18 protein-coding genes and 1 tRNA gene are annotated in these 17,992 nt (G+C 47.5%); 6 read left to right on the forward strand and 13 right to left on the reverse strand.

What is annotated here, in order from left to right; all coding sequences use genetic code 11:
* Positions 1-131 precede the first annotated feature (131 nt).
* The 5 genes from GXP22_03670 (at position 132) to GXP22_03690 (ending at position 3,001) form a co-directional block, all read left to right on the forward strand.
* Positions 132-425 (forward strand): heavy-metal-associated domain-containing protein, encoded by a 294-nt coding sequence (locus tag GXP22_03670; GenBank protein ID NOX08579.1) that lies wholly within the window; start codon positions 132-134, stop codon positions 423-425.
* A gap of 2 nt (positions 426-427) precedes the next feature.
* Entirely contained in the window at positions 428-814 is a 387-nt protein-coding gene (locus tag GXP22_03675) for a hypothetical protein (protein NOX08580.1), read from the forward strand.
* Positions 815-955: 141 nt separating this feature from the next.
* Positions 956-1,285, forward strand: coding sequence for a helix-turn-helix transcriptional regulator (locus tag GXP22_03680; GenBank protein ID NOX08581.1), 330 nt, complete (start codon positions 956-958; stop codon positions 1,283-1,285).
* Positions 1,282-2,556: a type II toxin-antitoxin system HipA family toxin gene (locus tag GXP22_03685; GenBank protein NOX08582.1), complete on the forward strand. Its 1,275-nt coding sequence runs from the start codon at positions 1,282-1,284 to the stop codon at positions 2,554-2,556. The genes GXP22_03680 and GXP22_03685 overlap by 4 nt, the downstream gene beginning before the upstream one ends.
* Positions 2,557-2,689: 133 nt before the next feature.
* Positions 2,690-3,001 (forward strand): hypothetical protein, encoded by a 312-nt coding sequence (locus GXP22_03690; GenBank protein ID NOX08583.1) that lies wholly within the window; start codon positions 2,690-2,692, stop codon positions 2,999-3,001.
* On the opposite strand, the gene GXP22_03695 is transcribed toward GXP22_03690, so the two are convergent.
* A complete protein-coding gene (locus GXP22_03695; protein ID NOX08584.1) occupies positions 2,940-3,989 on the reverse strand; it encodes a Fic family protein in 1,050 nt (349 codons plus the stop codon). The two genes, GXP22_03690 and GXP22_03695, sit on opposite strands and share 62 nt — an antisense overlap.
* Before the next feature lie 487 nt (positions 3,990-4,476).
* Here GXP22_03695 and GXP22_03700 point away from each other — a divergent pair, with 487 nt between their 5' ends.
* Positions 4,477-4,950: a tyrosine-type recombinase/integrase gene (locus tag GXP22_03700; protein ID NOX08585.1), complete on the forward strand. Its 474-nt coding sequence runs from the start codon at positions 4,477-4,479 to the stop codon at positions 4,948-4,950.
* 38 nt (positions 4,951-4,988) lie between these two features.
* Here the strand turns inward: GXP22_03700 and GXP22_03705 are convergent.
* The 12 genes from GXP22_03705 to GXP22_03760 all read right to left on the reverse strand — a co-directional run bounded on the left by GXP22_03705 (position 4,989) and on the right by GXP22_03760 (position 17,991).
* Positions 4,989-5,065: transfer RNA gene (locus GXP22_03705), tRNA-Met, on the reverse strand.
* A 53-nt stretch (positions 5,066-5,118) separates the two neighbouring features.
* Positions 5,119-6,558: an NADH-quinone oxidoreductase subunit NuoN gene (gene nuoN / locus GXP22_03710; GenBank protein NOX08586.1), complete on the reverse strand. Its 1,440-nt coding sequence runs from the start codon at positions 6,556-6,558 to the stop codon at positions 5,119-5,121.
* A gap of 18 nt (positions 6,559-6,576) precedes the next feature.
* A complete protein-coding gene (locus GXP22_03715) occupies positions 6,577-8,097 on the reverse strand; it encodes an NADH-quinone oxidoreductase subunit M (GenBank protein ID NOX08587.1) in 1,521 nt (506 codons plus the stop codon).
* 33 nt (positions 8,098-8,130) lie between these two features.
* Positions 8,131-10,086 (reverse strand): NADH-quinone oxidoreductase subunit L, encoded by a 1,956-nt coding sequence (nuoL, locus tag GXP22_03720; GenBank protein NOX08588.1) that lies wholly within the window; start codon positions 10,084-10,086, stop codon positions 8,131-8,133.
* Positions 10,087-10,093: 7 nt separating this feature from the next.
* Positions 10,094-10,399, reverse strand: coding sequence for an NADH-quinone oxidoreductase subunit NuoK (nuoK, locus tag GXP22_03725; protein ID NOX08589.1), 306 nt, complete (start codon positions 10,397-10,399; stop codon positions 10,094-10,096).
* Positions 10,396-10,998: an NADH-quinone oxidoreductase subunit J gene (locus GXP22_03730; protein ID NOX08590.1), complete on the reverse strand. Its 603-nt coding sequence runs from the start codon at positions 10,996-10,998 to the stop codon at positions 10,396-10,398. Before GXP22_03730 ends, nuoK begins: the two co-directional genes overlap by 4 nt.
* A gap of 26 nt (positions 10,999-11,024) precedes the next feature.
* Positions 11,025-11,516 (reverse strand): NADH-quinone oxidoreductase subunit NuoI, encoded by a 492-nt coding sequence (gene nuoI, locus GXP22_03735; GenBank protein NOX08591.1) that lies wholly within the window; start codon positions 11,514-11,516, stop codon positions 11,025-11,027.
* A gap of 15 nt (positions 11,517-11,531) precedes the next feature.
* Entirely contained in the window at positions 11,532-12,560 is a 1,029-nt protein-coding gene (gene nuoH / locus GXP22_03740) for an NADH-quinone oxidoreductase subunit NuoH (protein NOX08592.1), read from the reverse strand.
* A 6-nt stretch (positions 12,561-12,566) separates the two neighbouring features.
* The gene (locus tag GXP22_03745; protein ID NOX08593.1) at positions 12,567-14,954 is read right to left on the reverse strand and encodes an NADH-quinone oxidoreductase subunit G; all 2,388 of its coding nucleotides are present in this window, start codon (positions 14,952-14,954) and stop codon (positions 12,567-12,569) included.
* Positions 14,951-16,237, reverse strand: coding sequence for an NADH-quinone oxidoreductase subunit NuoF (gene nuoF, locus GXP22_03750; GenBank protein ID NOX08594.1), 1,287 nt, complete (start codon positions 16,235-16,237; stop codon positions 14,951-14,953). Before nuoF ends, GXP22_03745 begins: the two co-directional genes overlap by 4 nt.
* A 3-nt stretch (positions 16,238-16,240) precedes the next feature.
* The gene (locus GXP22_03755; GenBank protein ID NOX08595.1) at positions 16,241-16,738 is read right to left on the reverse strand and encodes an NAD(P)H-dependent oxidoreductase subunit E; all 498 of its coding nucleotides are present in this window, start codon (positions 16,736-16,738) and stop codon (positions 16,241-16,243) included.
* Positions 16,738-17,991, reverse strand: a complete 1,254-nt coding sequence (locus GXP22_03760; GenBank protein ID NOX08596.1) for an NADH-quinone oxidoreductase subunit D — start codon at positions 17,989-17,991, stop codon at positions 16,738-16,740. The genes GXP22_03755 and GXP22_03760 overlap by 1 nt, the downstream gene beginning before the upstream one ends.
* Between the last annotated feature and the right edge of the window lies 1 nt (position 17,992).

Genomic DNA, 17,992 nt, shown 5'->3' on the forward strand with positions numbered 1-17,992 from the left:
CCCATGCCCGCATGGACGCGGGCATGGAGCCACCATGGATGGTTTCACGGCGTGTCTCTGCTAAAGAGGAGTGATGCATGGCTCGAACTGACCAAGCGAAATTTTCAATGGATATTAAGAGAGACAATACAATGAAACGCATATTAACAGCAACCCTACTCTTCATCTGGAGCCTATCAAGCCTTGCTGCCGGATCACAATACATCATGCGCGTAGATGGTCTGGTCTGTCCCTTTTGTGCCTACGGCATTGAAAAAAAGCTGAAGGAGATTGAAGGCGTTGAAGCCATTGATGTCGATCTGGATAATGGTCTGGTTACCGTCAACACAGCTACAGGCATCGACCTCTCCGAAGAACGAATGAAACAATTATTCACCGATTCAGGTTTCACCTATCGCAGCATGACCAAGACACCGCAAGAGTAGTCATGGCAACATTATTAAAAGGCCGCAGTGTCACCTGGCTAACCTTGTTCACCTCCAGCGGCACCCTGATCTGTTGTGCCCTGCCCATCATCCTGGTGACACTGGGACTCGGCACCACAGTTGCCGCACTCACCAGCACTTTTCCTTTTCTGATCACATTGAGCCAACACAAGATATGGGTGTTTATCTTTTCAGGTCTCATGCTAAGTCTGGCAGGCTGGCTACTCTACCGCCCTGCTCGCCACTGTCCCAGTGATCCTGAACTAGGGCGTTTATGCCAAACCACTCATACATGGAATCAACGCATCTTCTGGGTATCTGTGAGCATCTGGAGTATTGGTTTCTTTGCAGCTTATCTGGCATTACCACTAAGAATGTGGCTGGAGTAACTACGATCACTTTCAATGCATGCATTACTTTTCAGCAAAAAACCTCATCAAACACTAAAAATCTATTTATTAGTTGCTTTTTATTAAAAAAGAAACTAATGTATTTCTTATACTAAAAAAGCAACACATAAGTTTCCTACAATGAGATCATTACTTGAACAACTAAAAAAACGCAGATTAGCCCTCGACCTAAAACAAAAAGATATGATGCTTCGTATCGGCGTATCACGCCAGCAGTATCAGCATTTAGAGTCCAGGGGCAACCCCAGACTAAACACACTTGAACTCATTGCCAAAGGGCTAAAAAGTGAGTTGATGTTGATCCCTACAGAAAAGTTGAACCTGGTAAAAGAGATTCTGGAAAATGATGCATTATCATCTCCAACACTAAAAGATAAAGACTCTAAACAAAGTAATGAAAATACGCTCGCCAATGATCCATGGAAGAATTTACTCGCAGGTGAAGAATGAGCCCAAACGACCCAATAGATGAGATTAACGTTCTTAAACTTACCTTACATGGCAGGCTCGTAGGGTATTTGGCTGGCTTTCAAAACGGCCGTAATGTTTTGAGCTTTGCTGATGAATTTAAGGGTAATCCTTCACGCCCAACATTCAGCTTAATTACGCACCCAAACTTCCCGCATTCAGAAAAGCTGATGTCAAAGCCATGGACAAAAACCATGAGGCTACACCCTATATTATCCAACCTACTCCCAGAAGGGGCATTGCGGGAGTTAATCTCCCAAGGTTTAAAAACGCATATCGATAATGAGTTTCATATTTTTTCATATCTCGGTCAAGACCTGCCCGGTGCATTAGTTGCTACACCGATGGCCCCCCAGGATGTGCCAGATACTGTGCTAACCTCCCATAGTAAAGCCAAAGCTATAAAATTCGAAGGCAACAACCAAAAAAATAAATTTTCCCTGGCTGGCATTCAAATAAAGTTTTCCATGAAGGGAAAAGATGGTCGCTACAACCTGGCTAAAAATGGTGAGCTAGGTGATTGGATTATAAAAACACCATCCACCAAACATAAGCATCTACCCTTAAACGAATATACGGCGATGCACCTTGCGGATTTGGCCGGTGTAGATATCCCGGATATCAAGCTCATTAAGCTTAATAAACTGGACAACTTGCCACAAATTAATCTACCTGATGAAAACCTGGCCTTTGCCATCAAACGATTTGACCGTAAAGGCAATACAAGAATTCACATGGAAGACTTTGCACAAGTCTTAGCGAAATACCCACACGAAAAATATAACTCCGCCAGTTACGAACAAATAGGAAAAGTGATTTATGATTTTTCTGGTGATGGCTTAGCCGACGCTCAGCAATTCGCCAGGCGATTACTGGTGAATATCTTACTCGCCAATGGTGATGCTCATTTAAAAAACTGGAGCCTTCTTTATCAAGATCAGGTAACACCAAGACTGTCTCCAGCGTATGATATCGTCACCACCCGCGTTTACATTGATGAAGAAAAAGAATACGCCTTGAATCTTGGTAAAACGAAAAAGTGGTATTCAGTAACAGAAGACCATTTTCAGTATTGGACTGATAAATCAGGTATTCCCTGGCGTGCAATCAAACCGCATATTGATGATGCCATGGAGAAGGCACGAACATTATGGCCGGAAGCTTTGAAAGATTTGCCTATGGATGAAGAACATAAAAACAAGCTTAAATCCCATTGGCTTAAACTCCATGCTAATTTCAAAATAGAAGCTTAAGGAGCAGAAATTCAAGAACTTATCGATGCAGTTGCGAAGATTGTGGAAGCAGAGTAAGCGCAAAACAAACCACACCCTATACACCTGAAAGGATTTTCTGCACTCTGTTGTTTTACCCTCAGAGGAATGGAATATGTCAGACCCAATCAAGCCGAACCTGACCGAACAACAAAGCCATTGGCTTACGATATTAAAAAACTGTAAGGCATCGGGTCAAACGATGAAGGCCTTTGTGACATCCGAAGGACTGGATCTTCAAGACCTGTACACATGGAAAAAGATGCTGGTTAAAAAAGGTGTCCTGCCAAGAACACAAAAGCCTCGCTTTCAACAGGTGAAGATTATAGATTCAGTGTCTGTGCCTGAATGTCGCATCAATTGCTTCAAACCAAGCTATACCAAGTCGCCCGAGCCTTACCATGCCGCTGAATGCGACTATCATTGACCAACTCACGTAGTCTAACTTTTAACGTATTCTGGTTCGCGCCTGTAAGTTCTACTACTTGAGCAATGGTTAAATGTTCATGCTCTTCTAAAAGCTTAAGAATCCGAACAGAAAGCAACGACAATGAAGTATCGCTTACAGCCTTTTCTTGCTCCACCTTTATAATAAGATTAGCCTTTTGTTTTTTCAAGCAACGTAGAAAAAACCCTAACCAAGGCTCCCAATCTGGGGCATTATTATTGAGCGTAGCTTGGGTGCGCCGCAGTGCCTTATAGTAAAGATCTTTATTCTCTTCAACAATGCTTTCTAGCGAGACATAAGGCACATATTCATAACCTGCACGTAATAACAACAATGTAGTTAGAACACGCGAGAGTCTGCCATTACCATCCTGAAATGGATGGATTGCCAAGAATACCACATTGATAACCGCAATAATTAAAAGCGGGTGCATAGCTGATTCATCAATTGCTTTGGATGCCCATTGTACCAATCCTTCCATTTCTCTGGGCGTATCAAATGGCGTTGCGGTTTCAAAGATCACACCACAACACACACCTTTTTCATCTTTGGCAACAACATGATTGGGAAGTGTTTTGTAAGAGCCGCGATGCCGTTCATCTTTGGCGCTATGACGAAGCAATGTCTGGTGTAATTGACGGATATGATTTTCGTTAAAGTGCAAATCTTCGTAAGCCTGAAATACCAAATCCATCGCTTCGGCGTATCCAGCCACTTCCTGTTCATCACGGGTTTTAAAAGATGTCTTGCCGAGGTTTGAAAGCAGCTTTTCTACCTGTACATCGCTGAGCTTTGCACCTTCAATCCGCGTAGAAGAACCTACACTTTCGATTGTCGCCACTTTACGCAGTTGTTGCAGGCGTTCCGGTGAGAGAGCTTTCAATGCCTGCCATTGGCCTTTGAACTCATCAATTTCAGCGATAAGTTGCAATATATCTTGACCAACAGTGATATGCGGCTCTTTCATTCAGACCCCTTATCGATGCCTATACCCGATTAACATACCCGATAATACCCGATAACACCCGATAATCTAGCTTTATTTTTAGATTATCAACATTTCATACCATAGGTTCTTGGTCGTTCTGTAACCATCCCTTAAAACAGTACCACTAGCCTATACAATCCTCCCATTTTTTAGAGACAACACATTACTGGCCTTTATCTGACTCGTTTTTACGAAAAAATCTAAATAAACAGCAAGCGGCAAGCGCCTCTCCTCTTACGTTTCGACCTTATCAAATGGATTCCCCAGATTTTACTAGACACCAAACAGCCTTATAATGCAACTATTATGAGGGGTTCTATTTCTTGGCAGGAACAGAAAGTTCTTCTACCTGAATTAGCTACTCATCTCGTAGAACCTGTGCTATTCGCCCTGAATACAGGGTGTAGAGAACAGGAAATTTGCCAATTAAGATGGGGATGGGAGATAAGGATAAAGGATAGCTGAATTGGACTGCTCAGTGTTCGTATTGCCTGAATGGGCGACGAAAAATGAGGAAGAAAGGGTTGTGGTACTAAATTCGGCTTCTGCTTCTGTGATCGAAGCTCAAAGAGGGAAACACCCCTCAAGGGTTTTCACACTAAGAAACAGACCATTGAATAAAATCTATAACTCAGGTTGGCAAGGTGGTCGTGAACGTGCCGCAAATAGATATGAAAAAGAGATGAAAGATACTGCCCCTTGGGGTTTTAGAAATCTCAGAGTTCATGATCTAAGGCATACATTTGGTAGAAGGCTTAGAGCTGCTGGAGTTTCTAAAGAAACTAGATCAGCACTACTAGGTCATAAGACTGGAGACATCACGACACACTACTCTGGGGCGGAAATTCAAGAACTTATTGATGCAGTTGCGAAGATTGTGAAAGCAGACTCCCGCAAAACTCCCGCACTGACATTATTAAGAGTTTCTTCCAGACAATAAAAAACCCGATAACTCATTGAATTATCGGGTTTACTGATTGGTAGCGGGGGTAGGATTCGAACCTACGACCTTCGGGTTATGAGCCCGACGAGCTGCCAGGCTGCTCCACCCCGCATCAGAAGAAGAGCATTCTAGCAGTATTCTGCAAGACTTCAAGCCTTATCTCAATTAGCCAATGGCATTTATACACAGCGTCATCAAGGCACCAGGGAATATTCCTAGAGCTAATACCGCCAGGCTATTCAGACTCAACACAAAGCGGGTATCAAAGGCGGCTTGTATCGGTTGTGCTCCCTCTTCCACCTTATCAAAATACATCAGCTTTATGATACGCAAATAATAGAACGCACCAATCACGGAGAAAGCGACGGCAACCAGTGCCAGCCATAACATATCTGCGGATATAACCGCCTCCAGCACCGATAACTTGGCAAAGAAGCCCACGGTAGGTGGCACACCTGCCATTGAGAACATCAGCAACATCATCATAAAGGCTGCCCATGGACTACGATCATTAAGCCCTTTGAAGTCATCCAATTGATCAGCCTCAAAGCCACGCCGACTAAGCAAGATAATGATACCAAAACCACCAGCAGCCATAATGGCATAGGTGATGGCGTAGAACATGGAGGCAGCATAGCCTTCATTGCTACCCGACAGGATACCTAATATCAGAAAACCAATATGCGAGATGGTTGAATACGCCAGCATACGTTTGATATTGGTCTGTGCAATGGCAATCACATTACCCACTGCCATCGACAAGACTGCGAGAATCATCAACATCCCGCTCCAGTCGACATACAAGGGCCCCATAGCATCCACCAGCAGACGCATCACAATGGCGAAAGCAGCCAGTTTAGGCGCACTACCGATATACAAAGTTACTGAGGTCGGCGCACCCTGATAGACATCGGGAACCCACATGTGGAAGGGAACTGCACCCAGTTTAAAGGCCAGCCCCACCACTACAAATACCAGACCAAAGACCAGTGGCAGGTCACGCGCATCATGCGCGGCAATGGCATTCGAGACCTCGGCAATATCCAGTGAACCGGTCACGCCGTAGAGCATGGAGATACCGTAGAGCAACATACCCGATGCCAGCGCACCAAGGACAAAGTATTTCATTGCTGCCTCAGAGGCAGTGGCTGAGTCCCGATCAAAGGCCACCATGGCATACAACGACAGAGACAATAATTCCAGCCCCAGATAGATGGTCAGGAAGTTATGCGCTGAGATCATAATCATCATACCCAGCACACCAAACAGACCTAGCACATAATACTCACCCTTAAACAGACCACGCGCACGCAGATAATCCCTGGAATACTGGAACACCATAAAGGTCACAATACAGACGAACACCTTGAGTACAATCGCCATGGCATCATTGACGAACAGACCGTGCAGCACCACCTCGGTTATGCCACTATCAACAAACACCACCAGCAAGGCGGTAATAACCAGTGTCACCTGTGATAGAGCAAAGGAAATAGTGCGCGTCCGCTCCGTAAGAAAGGCATCCAGGATCAATATAATGCAAGTCATACTGAGGATGAATATCTCAGGGATAAGCGGGAAGAATTCAGCAAGTTCAGGCATTATCATGTTCTCAGACCGCTCTTATAGTTTTGATACCGATATATGTTGCAACAGATTTTCTACTGTTGCATGCAATACATCGACAAGTGGTGCCGGATACAAACCTAGTGCCAATACCGCAATGGCAAGCACACCCAACACCATAAATTCTCTGTAATTCACATCTTCAAGTGCAGCCACCTGATCATTAGCAACCTCACCAAAGATGACCCGTTTCAACAACCACAGACTGTAACCCGCACCCAGCATCAGGGTGGTAGCGGCAAGGAAGGCATACCAGAAGTTCGCCTTAAAGCTGGCAAGGATCACCATAAACTCACCGACAAAACCGGAGGTGCCCGGCAGACCGGAGTTTGCCATACTGAACAACACCATAAAGGCACCAAATATCGGCATTTTGTTAATCACACCACCATAGTCGCTGATGTTGCGGGTATGCATACGGTCGTACAACACCCCGATACAGAGGAATAATGCCCCGGAGATAAAGCCGTGCGAGATCATCTGTACAATAGCACCCTCCAGCCCCAGCATCGCACCTTGTATGCCTCCCGTCTGATCCATGATTTGAAAGGCAACGAAAATACCGAGGATGACAAAACCCATGTGTGCGATAGAGGAATAAGCTATCAGTTTTTTCATATCCTGCTGCACAATGGCAACAAAACCAATATAGACGATGGCAATCAGCGACAGCGTAATCATCAACCAGTCCAACTCCATGCTGGCATCCGGGGTAATCGGCAGACTAAAACGCAGGAAGCCGTAGCCACCAATCTTCAACATAATCGCCGCCAGGATAACCGAACCGCCAGTAGGTGCCTCAACGTGCGCATCCGGTAGCCAGGTATGCACCGGCCACATCGGCACCTTAACCGCAAACGCCATCAGGAAGGCGATAAAGATCAGAATCTGTTCCTGTCGCGTCAACGCCAGTTGATGGAAGTCCAGCACACTGAAGCTGCCCGACTGATAATACATATAGATCAGGGCAACCAGCATAAACACCGAGCCGAGAAAGGTATAGAGGAAGAACTTAATGGTGGCATAAACCCTCTTCGGCCCACCCCAGATACCAATAATCAGGAACATCGGCACCAGCATGCCTTCCCAGAACACATAGAACAACATCGCATCAAGGGCAGCAAACACACCATTCATCAGGCCTTCCATAATCAGGAAACAGGCCATGTATTGAGCCACCTTATCTTTGATCACTTCCCAACTGGCAACAATCACCAGAATGGTGGTAAAGGTGGTCAACAGGATCAACGGCATTGAGATACCATCAATACCGAGGTGATAATTGATGTTAAAGCGATCAATCCATGGCGTGAGTTCAACAAACTGCATGTTTGCCGTATTCAGATCAAAGCCGGTATATAAGGGGATACTCAAGGCAAAGGTCGCCACAGCAACCAGCAGCGCCATCCAGCGTGCATCCAGAAATTTGGGGCCATCGGTCATACTCAGCGCCAGTATCAGTAGACCACCGATAACAGGTACCCAGACAACCAGACTTAATATAGAAGAATCTAACATTTTGCTATCTTTTTAATCCGTAATTAATGCGCATCAAGCCCAAGGCTTGATAACCCAGCTTAACAAACCTAATAAACCTAAAATCATGGCAAAGGCATAATGATAGAGATAACCACTCTGCATCTTGCGCATGACACCTGAGCACAACCCCACCAGTTTGGCACTGCCGTTCACCAACAAGCCATCAATCAATAACTTGTCACCCAGATTCCAAAACAAACGCCCTATACCCACGGTACCACCGGCAAACACCTTCTGGTTAATATCATCCAGGTAATACTTATTCGTTAACAGACGATGCAGACCGGATAGCGATTTCTCAGCCATGTCCGCAATACAAGGTTTCACCATATAGACATACCACGCCACAAACACACCCGCCAGTGCCAGATAGAACGGTGGGCTCACAATCGCATGGGTCGCAAAGGCGATGGGGCCGTGGAAGTCTTCTTTCAAGGATGCCAGCACATCATGTTCAGGTAACACATGAATCACCCCGTCAAAGAAGCCATCGAACAGAATCGGCCCCATCAGATAACCCGCTATCACAGAAGGGATGGCTAACAGGATGAGCGGAATAGTAACCACTGCCGGTGATTCATGCAGGTGTTCACGCGTATGGTCATCCATGCGCTCCTTGCCATGAAATACCAGAAAATACATACGGAAGCTATACAGCGCAGTAATAAACACCCCGGAAAGCACGGCAATATAGGCATAACCCGCACCCGGCAGGGTAGAATTCTGTACTGCCACAATAATACTGTCCTTGGAATAATAACCGGCAAAGAACGGCGTACCAATCAGAGCCAGTGAACCAATCAATGAGGTAATCCAGGTAATGGGGAGATATTTTCTCAGCCCACCCATCTTGCGCATATCCTGTTCATGGTGCATGGCAATAATCACAGAACCGGCAGCGAGAAATAACAGTGCCTTGAAGAAGGCATGAGTCATCAGGTGGAAGATACCGGCCGCATAGGCTGAGGCACCCAGTGCCACCGTCATGTAACCCAGTTGAGACAGGGTTGAATAGGCCACCACACGTTTAATATCATTCTGTACCAGACCCAACAGCCCCATAAAGAAGGCGGTGGTCGCACCGATTATCATGATAAAACTCAACGCCGTCTCTGATAACTCAAACAATGGCGACATACGTGCCACCATAAAGATACCGGCAGTCACCATAGTTGCGGCATGAATCAGTGCCGAGATTGGGGTAGGGCCTTCCATCGAATCAGGCAGCCAGACATGCAGTGGCACCTGCGCCGATTTACCCATAGCACCAATGAACAACAAAATAGCAATCACTGTCATCAACGACCACTGTTCACCACTGAATATCTCAATCGTGGTATCGGTAAGATGCGGTGCAGCAGTGAATACATCCATATAATCCAGGCTATTGAAATGCATAAAGACCGCAGCAATACCCAACAGAAAACCAAAATCACCAATGCGGTTGACCAGAAACGCCTTCATATTGGCGAAGATTGCTGTCGGCTTCTTATACCAAAAACCAATCAGCAGGTAAGACACCAGCCCCACAGCCTCCCAGCCGAAGAATAACTGCAAGAAGTTATTCGACATCACCAGCATCAGCATGGAGAAGGTAAACAAGGCAATATAACTGAAGAAACGTTGATAGCCCGGATCATCATGCATATAACCAATGGTGTAGATATGCACCATCAGCGAGACAAAGGTGACCACCAGCATCATTAACACCGTGAGATTATCGATCAGGAAACCGATCTCAAAGGGAATCCCGCCTACCACCATCCAGGTATAGATGGTTTCGTTAAAGACCGCACCACCCTCCAGCACAATATAATTAAACGCCAGCAGCGACAACAGGAAGGCCGTCGCCACACCGGCAATGGTTGCCATGTGTGATGCCCTGCGTCCGATATACTTGCCAAACAAACCGGCAAGGATAGATCCAAACAGCGGAGCAAGAGGGATAGCAATGTATAAACTTTTCATCATATCCTCAACCCTTCATGCTATCCATATCATCAACATTAATGCTGCGTTTATTACGGAACAGCACCACCAGGATCGCCAGACCAATAGCCGCCTCGGCGGCGGCCACGGTCAAGATAAAAAAGACAAAGACCTGACCGGCGATATCGTTCAGATAATAGGAGAAGGCAACAAAATTCATATTAACCGACAACAACATCAGCTCTATCGACATCAGGATAATGATGACATTCTTACGATTAAGGAAGATACCCGCCATGCTCAAGGCAAACAGGATGGCACCCAGGATGAGATAATCAGATAAGGCAATCATTCTTTTTCTGTCTCCATCTTGACCATGGTCAGACGATCTTCTGCCCGCACCTGAACCTGCTCAGAGATATTCTGGCGTTTAACACCCACGCGCCGACGCATGGTCAACACAATGGCAGCAACAATCGCCACCAGCAGGATCACTGCGGCAATCTCAAATGCATAGACATAATCGGTATAGAGCACCGATGCCAGTTCCCGCGTATTACTGTAATCGGCATCATGTCTATCAGGCAGCGGATATTGATCGGTACCAAAATATTTCACACCCAGCACCAGGGTCATCTCCCACACCACAACAACGGCGACCCCAATACCAAGCGGTAGATTCTTGATAAAACCCTCGCGCAACGGTGTCATATCAATATCCAGCATCATCACCACAAACAGGAACAACACCATCACTGCACCGACATAGACCAGCACCAGGGTAATCGCCAGGAACTCCGCCTCCAGCATCAGCCACAGACCGGCACAGGTAAAGAATGCCAGCACCAAATGCAAGGCAGCATGCACCGGATTACGCACACTGATCACACGCAAGGCGGCATAAACCAGAATGGTCGAAAACAGATAAAATACAAATTTCTCAAAACTCATAATGTTTTCACTACTATCATCTCAATCTAACGATAAGGTGCATCGGCAGCACGGTCAGCAGCAATCTGCTGTTCATGTTCATCGCCCACAGCCAGTAATTTTTCCTTGGTCATAATCTGCTCACCACGCTTCTCAAAATGGTATTCAAACACCCGAGTTTCAACAATTGAATCCACCGGACAGGATTCTTCACAAAAACCACAGAAGATACATTTAAACAGATCAATCTCATAACGCGTGGTACGACGACTACCATCATCCTCACGGGGCCCGGCCTCAATCGTAATCGCTAATGCAGGACAAACCGCCTCACATAACTTGCAGGCAATACAGCGTTCTTCCCCATTAGGATAACGACGCAGGGCATGCAGACCACGAAAACGGGGCGACTGCGGGGTCTTCTCTTCCGGGTATTGCACTGTAATCTTACGCGCAAACAGGTATTTCCCGGTGACAGCCAGACCCTGCAATAGCTCCCAGAGCAAAAAACTCTTAATGTAATGACGTATCATCTTCATAGTTATAGAAAGCCCTTAGTCAAACCAGGGACCGATACCCTCCACTACAGCCACGCCTTCCAGCAATAACCAGATAATCGTTACCGGGATAAACACCTTCCAGCCCAGACGCATGATCTGATCATAACGATAACGCGGGAAGGTGGCTCGGAACCATAAAAACAAAAACAGGAAGAATGCCGTCTTGCCCAATAACCAGAAGGTACCCGGCACCCAGGCAAACAGATCCTCCAACAGCGGGATACCTTGAAACGGCGATAACCAGCCACCGGCAAACATCAAGGCGGTCAGGGTTGCAATCAAGATCATATTGGCATATTCAGCGAGGAAGAACACGGCAAAGGTCATGCCCGAATATTCGACATGGAAACCTGCCACGATCTCGGACTCACCCTCGGACACATCAAACGGGGCGCGGTTGGTCTCGGCCACACCGGAGATAAAATAGACCAGGAATAACGGGAACAATGGCAACCAGAACCAATGCAGGAAACTGCCCTCCTGTGCCAGTACGATATCGCGCAGATTCAGACTACCTCCTGCCAACAACACCCCGACCAGAGCAAAGCCCATGGCAATCTCATAAGATACAATCTGTGCCGCAGAACGCATTGCACCAATAAAGGCATATTTAGAGTTTGATGCCCAACCTGCAATAATAATACCGTATACACCGACCGAGGTCAGCGCCAGGATATACAACAGACTGGCATCAATATCCGCCAGCACCATGGCATCATCAAACGGCACCACTGCCCATGCTGCCAGTGCCGGGCCAATTGCCAGCACCGGTGCCAATACAAACAACAGATGATTGGATTTAGCGGGTAACACTATCTCTTTCATCATCAGTTTCACGGCATCGGCAATCGGCTGTAACCAACCGCGTGGCCCAACACGGTTAGGCCCGATACGCACCTGCATATAACCAATAATCTTACGCTCGGCATAGGTCAAATACGCCACCGCGCCTAACAGCGGCAAGACAATGGCGATAATCTTGATCAAGATCCAGGCAATCGCTAAAAAGAGTTCCAGGGTCATCGTCGCCTATTCCTTTTCCAGCTCAATCGAGCTTGCTGCCATGGTTAGATCAGCGGTCTCGGCAACAGCTGTCGCCAACCAGATGCCATTAACAGGAACAGCATCATCAACCACCAATATCATTACTGTCTGTGTATCGCCGCATTTAATACGCACCCGATCACCATCCTGTAGATTATTTCTATGTGCCGTCTGCGTACAGACTCTGACATTGTGCGCTTGTTGTCCATCCCGGGTCTGTTGCAGTGCATCTGCCCGACGCACCAGACCATCAACTGCGTAAGCAGGCAGATCAACAATTGCCTCCAGTGCAGCATTACTCACAGACACATTAAGATCTGACGAAGAGCAACAGCAGGTCTGATTAGCACCCTGCTCACCCACCTGATTATACAGCTCATCACGCACCTCAGCTGAACTCAGATAATCAAAATTATTCAATCTCAGCAGATTACCCAACACCCGTAACACCTTCCAGCCCGGACGTACCTCAGCTGGAGGTTTGGTTGCTGCATTGAAGGTTTGCCAACAACCCTCGGTATTAACATAGCTTCCTGGCATCTCAGCAAAAGCAGCAATGGGTAGCAGGACATCAGCACAAGCACGTAACTGATCGGAGGCAAACAAATTACAGGCAACAACAAAGCCCGCCGATTGCATCGCGGACTGTGCCGCAACGCTATCAATAAAATCAGCTGCGGGCTCACAGCCATATAATAGATAGGCCTGACGCGAATCAGCCAACATCTGTGCCACATTCAAACCCTTCATACTACGCACATGACCACCCCGACTGCGATGAGGCAACACACCGGCAAGTGCCGCACCCGCTGCATTAGCACCATCGGTCAGACAACCCATTACCGCACCGGTCTGTTCTGCAATCAACGCTGCCAGAGCCTTCAAGGCAGAGGCCGAAACATGCATCAGGGTATGATTACCAAGGATCACATTGACCTTCTCAGCTTGCTGCAAGGCATCCGCCATGGCACGATGCTGATCATTCACCTCAGCACCCGCAATCAATGCCTGTAACTCGGCAGAGATACCTTCCTTATCACTCCCACCGACACACTGTGCAACAGCCGCCAGTTCAGCCACCATAGCCGAAGACAAGACAATGGATTTTTCAGACAAATTAAAATGGAAGTCATAATCCACCGGATTAATTACCATCAACCTCGCACCATCCAGGCTCGCCTTACGCAGACGGTGGGCAACCAGGGGTTGCTCCTTACGAACATTGGAACCGATCAATAACACACAATCTGTTTGTTCCAGTTCCTCTAGTGACTGACCCAACCAAGGGAATACAGCATCCTGATCCTGTCCGCTAAAGTCTTGCTGACGTAGGCGGTAATCAATATTATTACACTTCAGGCCAGCGCCAATCTGTGTCAACAACGACATCTCTTCAATGCTGGCACTTGGCGATACCAATATACCCAGGTCATCCGCCTTATCAGCCAAGCCCTCGACCACCCGTTGCAGTGCCTCATCCCAACTCACTTGCTGCCACTGACCATCAACCTTGATCTCGGGTGCCAACAGACGTTCCTCATGAGTCAATGCCTGATAGCTGTAACGATCCCGATCTGAGATCCAGACTTCATTAACCGCTTCATTATCACGCGGCACCACGCGCATTACCTGACCACGACGACTGTGCACATTCAGGTTTGATCCGACACAATCATGAGCTGCAACACTGGCAAACTGAGATAACTCCCAGGCACGCGCCTGATAACGCGCGGGCTTCGAGGTTAGTGCCCCGACCGGACACACATCAATAATATTACCCGACATCTCGGAATCAATTGATTGTTCGATATAGGTGCTGATCGACAGATTCTCACCACGGGAGATACCGCCCAGTTCTTTGCTACCGGCAATGACCTGCATAAAACGCACACAACGCGTGCAATGAATACAACGCGTCATATCGGTGGCGATCAATGGGCCAATATTCTTGTCTTCGACCACCCGCTTGCCTTCGGCAAAACGCGAGACATCACGACCATAAGCAAAGGCGATATCTTGTAGTTCACACTCACCACCCTGATCACAGATCGGGCAATCCAGTGGATGATTAATCAACAGGAATTCCATCACTGCTTTTTGCGCATTATGGGCATAGGCCGAACGGGTATAAACCTTCATACCTTCCATCACCGGCGTGGCACAAGCTGGCAGAGGTTTGGGTGCCTTTTCAACCTGTACCAGACACATACGGCAACTGGCAGCTATGGGCAGTTTATTGTGATAACAAAAACGGGGCACCTCAATATCATTGGCATCGGTAATCTCGATCAACATCTGTCCCTTACGCGCCTGGTAAGGTTGGTCGTTGATCTCAATATTAACCCGGTCTTCCGGCTGGATATCGGTACTCATACCTCAGCCTCCGTACCTGGCATACAGCAACCATGCTCGATATGATATTCAAACTCATGGCGAAAGTGTTTGAGGAAACTTTGCACCGGCCAGGCTGCAGCATCACCAAAGGCACAAATAGTATGGCCCTCGATCTGCCCGGCAGCACCCTCCAGCAAATTCAGATCTTCGACTCGCCCCTGCCCCTCTTCGATACGTTTAATCACACGGTACATCCAGCCGGTACCCTCACGGCAAGGCGTACACTGACCACAGGATTCGGCGTAATAGAAACGCGCCAGACGCATCAATGCACGTACCATACAGGTCGAATCATCCATCACAATCACAGCACCCGAGCCCATCGCTGAACCTGCCTTGGACAAGGAATCATAATCCATATCACAGTCCATAATGGTTGCCGCTGGCATCACCGGCATAGAACAACCACCCGGGATCACGGCTTTAAGCGTGCGCCCTTCGGTCACACCACCCGCCATCTCAAGCAGATCCTTAAAAGGAGTGCCTAAAGGAATCTCAAAATTACCCGGCTTATTGACGTGCCCGGAGACAGAAAACAGTTTCTCACCGCCATTATTCGGTTTACCCAGCTCCAGAAACCACTTGGCGCCATTACGGATAATGACCGGTACCGACGCCAGACTCTCGGTATTGTTAATCGTCGTTGGTTGGCCATATAAACCAAAGTTAGCAGGGAATGGTGGCTTGTAACGCGGCTGCCCCTTCTTGCCTTCCAGCGAATTCAATAAGGCGGTCTCTTCACCACAGATATAGGCACCCGCACCGAGGTGTCCATGACATTCAAAAGAAAAATCAGAACCGAGGATATTCTCACCCAGAAAACCCGCCTCACGCGCCTCTTTTAGAGCACCTTCAAAGCGTTCAAAGGGCTCGTGATGAAACTCGCCGCGCATATAGTTGTAACCGACTGAGGCACCAATAGAATAACCGGCGATAATCATGCCTTCGACCAAGGCATGAGGATTAAAACGCAAAATATCTCTATCCTTGCAAGTACCCGGTTCAGACTCATCCGAATTACAGACGATATATTTCTGCCCTGGGGCATTACGCGGCATAAAGCTCCACTTCAAACCGGTGGGAAAACCGGCACCACCACGACCACGCAGGGCGGATGCCTTGACCTCTTCGATCACATCCGCAGGTGACATCCCTTGCTGCAGGATTTTTTTCAACGCATCATAGCCACCCACCTTGAGATAATTCTCCAGGGTCCAGGGTTGCTCATATTTGAGCGTTGTAAAACAGACTTCATTAACCATTATTTAATCCAGTGCATCCAGGATCTGATCCAGTTTTTCAACCGTGAGATCCTCATGATAATGTCCATCCACCGCCATCATCGGGCCACCCACACAGGCTGCCAGACACTCTTCTTCCATCTTCAAGGTAATGCGTTGATCGGCTGTGGTTTCACCCAGTTTGATACCCAGCTTATTCTCTACATGAGCCACCAGTTTATCTGCACCACGCAACATGCAAGAGATGTTATTGCACATCGAGACCATGTGTCGACCCACCGGTTGCAGTTCAAACATGGAATAAAAACTACCGACTTCATAAACCGATAGCTTATCCATACTCAAATAATCAGCTACCGCATCCATCGCCCCGGTACTGACATAGCCGTCATGGTGTTGTACCGCATGCAGAGCTGCCAATACCGCAGAACGCTGTTGTTCTGCTGGAAACTTGGCACGCCAGGCATCAATCTCATTTGTCACCTCAGTGGATAACTGCTGTGCTTGCTTCTGATCAGACATCAACGATCAACCTCTCCAAATACAATATCCTGGGTACCGATAATGGTCACCACATCCGACAGCATGTGCCCTTCAACCATCTCATCCAAGGCGGATAGATGAGCAAAACCCGGCGCACGAATCTTGACTCGATAGGGCTTGTTAGCACCATCCGAGATCATATAAATACCAAACTCACCCTTGGGGTGTTCAACCGCACTATAAAACTCACCCTCCGGCACACAATAACCCTCGGTAAACAACTTGAAGTGATGAATCAAGGCCTCCATGTCTTCCTTCATCGCCTCACGTTTGGGTGGTGCCACCTTGCGATCCTCGATCATAACCGGGCCCGGATTATTGCGCAGCCAGGTCACACACTGTGCAATGATACGGTTGGATTGACGCATCTCGGCCATACGCACCAGGTAACGATCATAACTATCACCGGTCTTGCCAACAGGAATATCAAAATCCATTTGATCATAAACCGCATAGGGCTGTTTCTTACGCAGATCCCATGCCACACCGGAGCCACGTAACATGGGCCCGGTAAAGCCCATCTGCTTGGCACGTTCTGCTGTCACTACACCGATATTAACGGTACGCTGTTTCCAGATACGATTATCTGTCAGCAGGGTCTCGTACTCATCGACGCAGCCCGGAAAACGTTGGGTAAAGTCTTCAATAAAATCTAGCAGAGAACCCTGACGATTCTTGTTCAGGCGTTCAACATCCTTCTCATTGTGCCACTTCGAGGTCTTGTACTGCGGCATCGAGTCTGGCAGATCACGATACACGCCACCGGGACGATAATAAGTTGCATGCAGACGCGCACCCGAAACCGCCTCATAGCAATCCATCAGGTCTTCACGTTCGCGGAAGGCATACAGGAACATAGTCATCGCACCCACATCCAACGCATGGGCACCAATCCAGAGTAGATGATTGAGGATACGAGTGATCTCGTCAAACATCACCCGGATATACTGTGCCCGCTCCGGCGCTTCGACACCCATCATCTTTTCAATGGCACGCACATAGGCGTGTTCATTACACATCATGGAGACATAATCGAGCCGATCCATATAACCGATACTCTGATTATAAGGCTTACTCTCAATCAACTTCTCGGTGCCACGATGCAACAGACCGATATGCGGATCAGCGCGTTGGATAGTCTCACCATCCATCTCCAGCACCAGGCGCAACACTCCATGCGCAGCCGGATGCTGAGGACCAAAGTTCAGGGTGAAGTTACGAATCTCAGGCATA

This window comes from Gammaproteobacteria bacterium, assembly GCA_013151035.1.
Classification (GTDB): domain Bacteria; phylum Pseudomonadota; class Gammaproteobacteria; order JAADJB01; family JAADJB01; genus JAADJB01.

Excerpts from the sequence above, each read along its gene's own strand:
- GXP22_03670 (NOX08579.1), top strand. The coding sequence starts at position 132 with ATGAAACGCATATTAACAGCAACCCTACTCTTCATCTGGAGCCTATCA.
- GXP22_03675 (NOX08580.1), top strand. The coding sequence starts at position 428 with ATGGCAACATTATTAAAAGGCCGCAGTGTCACCTGGCTAACCTTGTTC.
- GXP22_03755 (NOX08595.1), bottom strand. The coding sequence starts at position 16,738 with ATGTCTGATCAGAAGCAAGCACAGCAGTTATCCACTGAGGTGACAAAT.
- GXP22_03760 (NOX08596.1), bottom strand. The coding sequence starts at position 17,991 with ATGCCTGAGATTCGTAACTTCACCCTGAACTTTGGTCCTCAGCATCCG.
- nuoH (NOX08592.1), bottom strand. The coding sequence starts at position 12,560 with ATGACCCTGGAACTCTTTTTAGCGATTGCCTGGATCTTGATCAAGATT.
- GXP22_03715 (NOX08587.1), bottom strand. The coding sequence starts at position 8,097 with ATGTTAGATTCTTCTATATTAAGTCTGGTTGTCTGGGTACCTGTTATC.
- nuoI (NOX08591.1), bottom strand. The coding sequence starts at position 11,516 with ATGAAGATGATACGTCATTACATTAAGAGTTTTTTGCTCTGGGAGCTA.
- nuoL (NOX08588.1), bottom strand. The coding sequence starts at position 10,086 with ATGAAAAGTTTATACATTGCTATCCCTCTTGCTCCGCTGTTTGGATCT.
- nuoF (NOX08594.1), bottom strand. The coding sequence starts at position 16,237 with ATGGTTAATGAAGTCTGTTTTACAACGCTCAAATATGAGCAACCCTGG.
- GXP22_03695 (NOX08584.1), bottom strand. The coding sequence starts at position 3,989 with ATGAAAGAGCCGCATATCACTGTTGGTCAAGATATATTGCAACTTATC.
- GXP22_03685 (NOX08582.1), top strand. The coding sequence starts at position 1,282 with ATGAGCCCAAACGACCCAATAGATGAGATTAACGTTCTTAAACTTACC.
- GXP22_03680 (NOX08581.1), top strand. The coding sequence starts at position 956 with ATGAGATCATTACTTGAACAACTAAAAAAACGCAGATTAGCCCTCGAC.
- nuoK (NOX08589.1), bottom strand. The coding sequence starts at position 10,399 with ATGATTGCCTTATCTGATTATCTCATCCTGGGTGCCATCCTGTTTGCC.
- GXP22_03730 (NOX08590.1), bottom strand. The coding sequence starts at position 10,998 with ATGAGTTTTGAGAAATTTGTATTTTATCTGTTTTCGACCATTCTGGTT.
- GXP22_03745 (NOX08593.1), bottom strand. The coding sequence starts at position 14,954 with ATGAGTACCGATATCCAGCCGGAAGACCGGGTTAATATTGAGATCAAC.
- GXP22_03690 (NOX08583.1), top strand. The coding sequence starts at position 2,690 with ATGTCAGACCCAATCAAGCCGAACCTGACCGAACAACAAAGCCATTGG.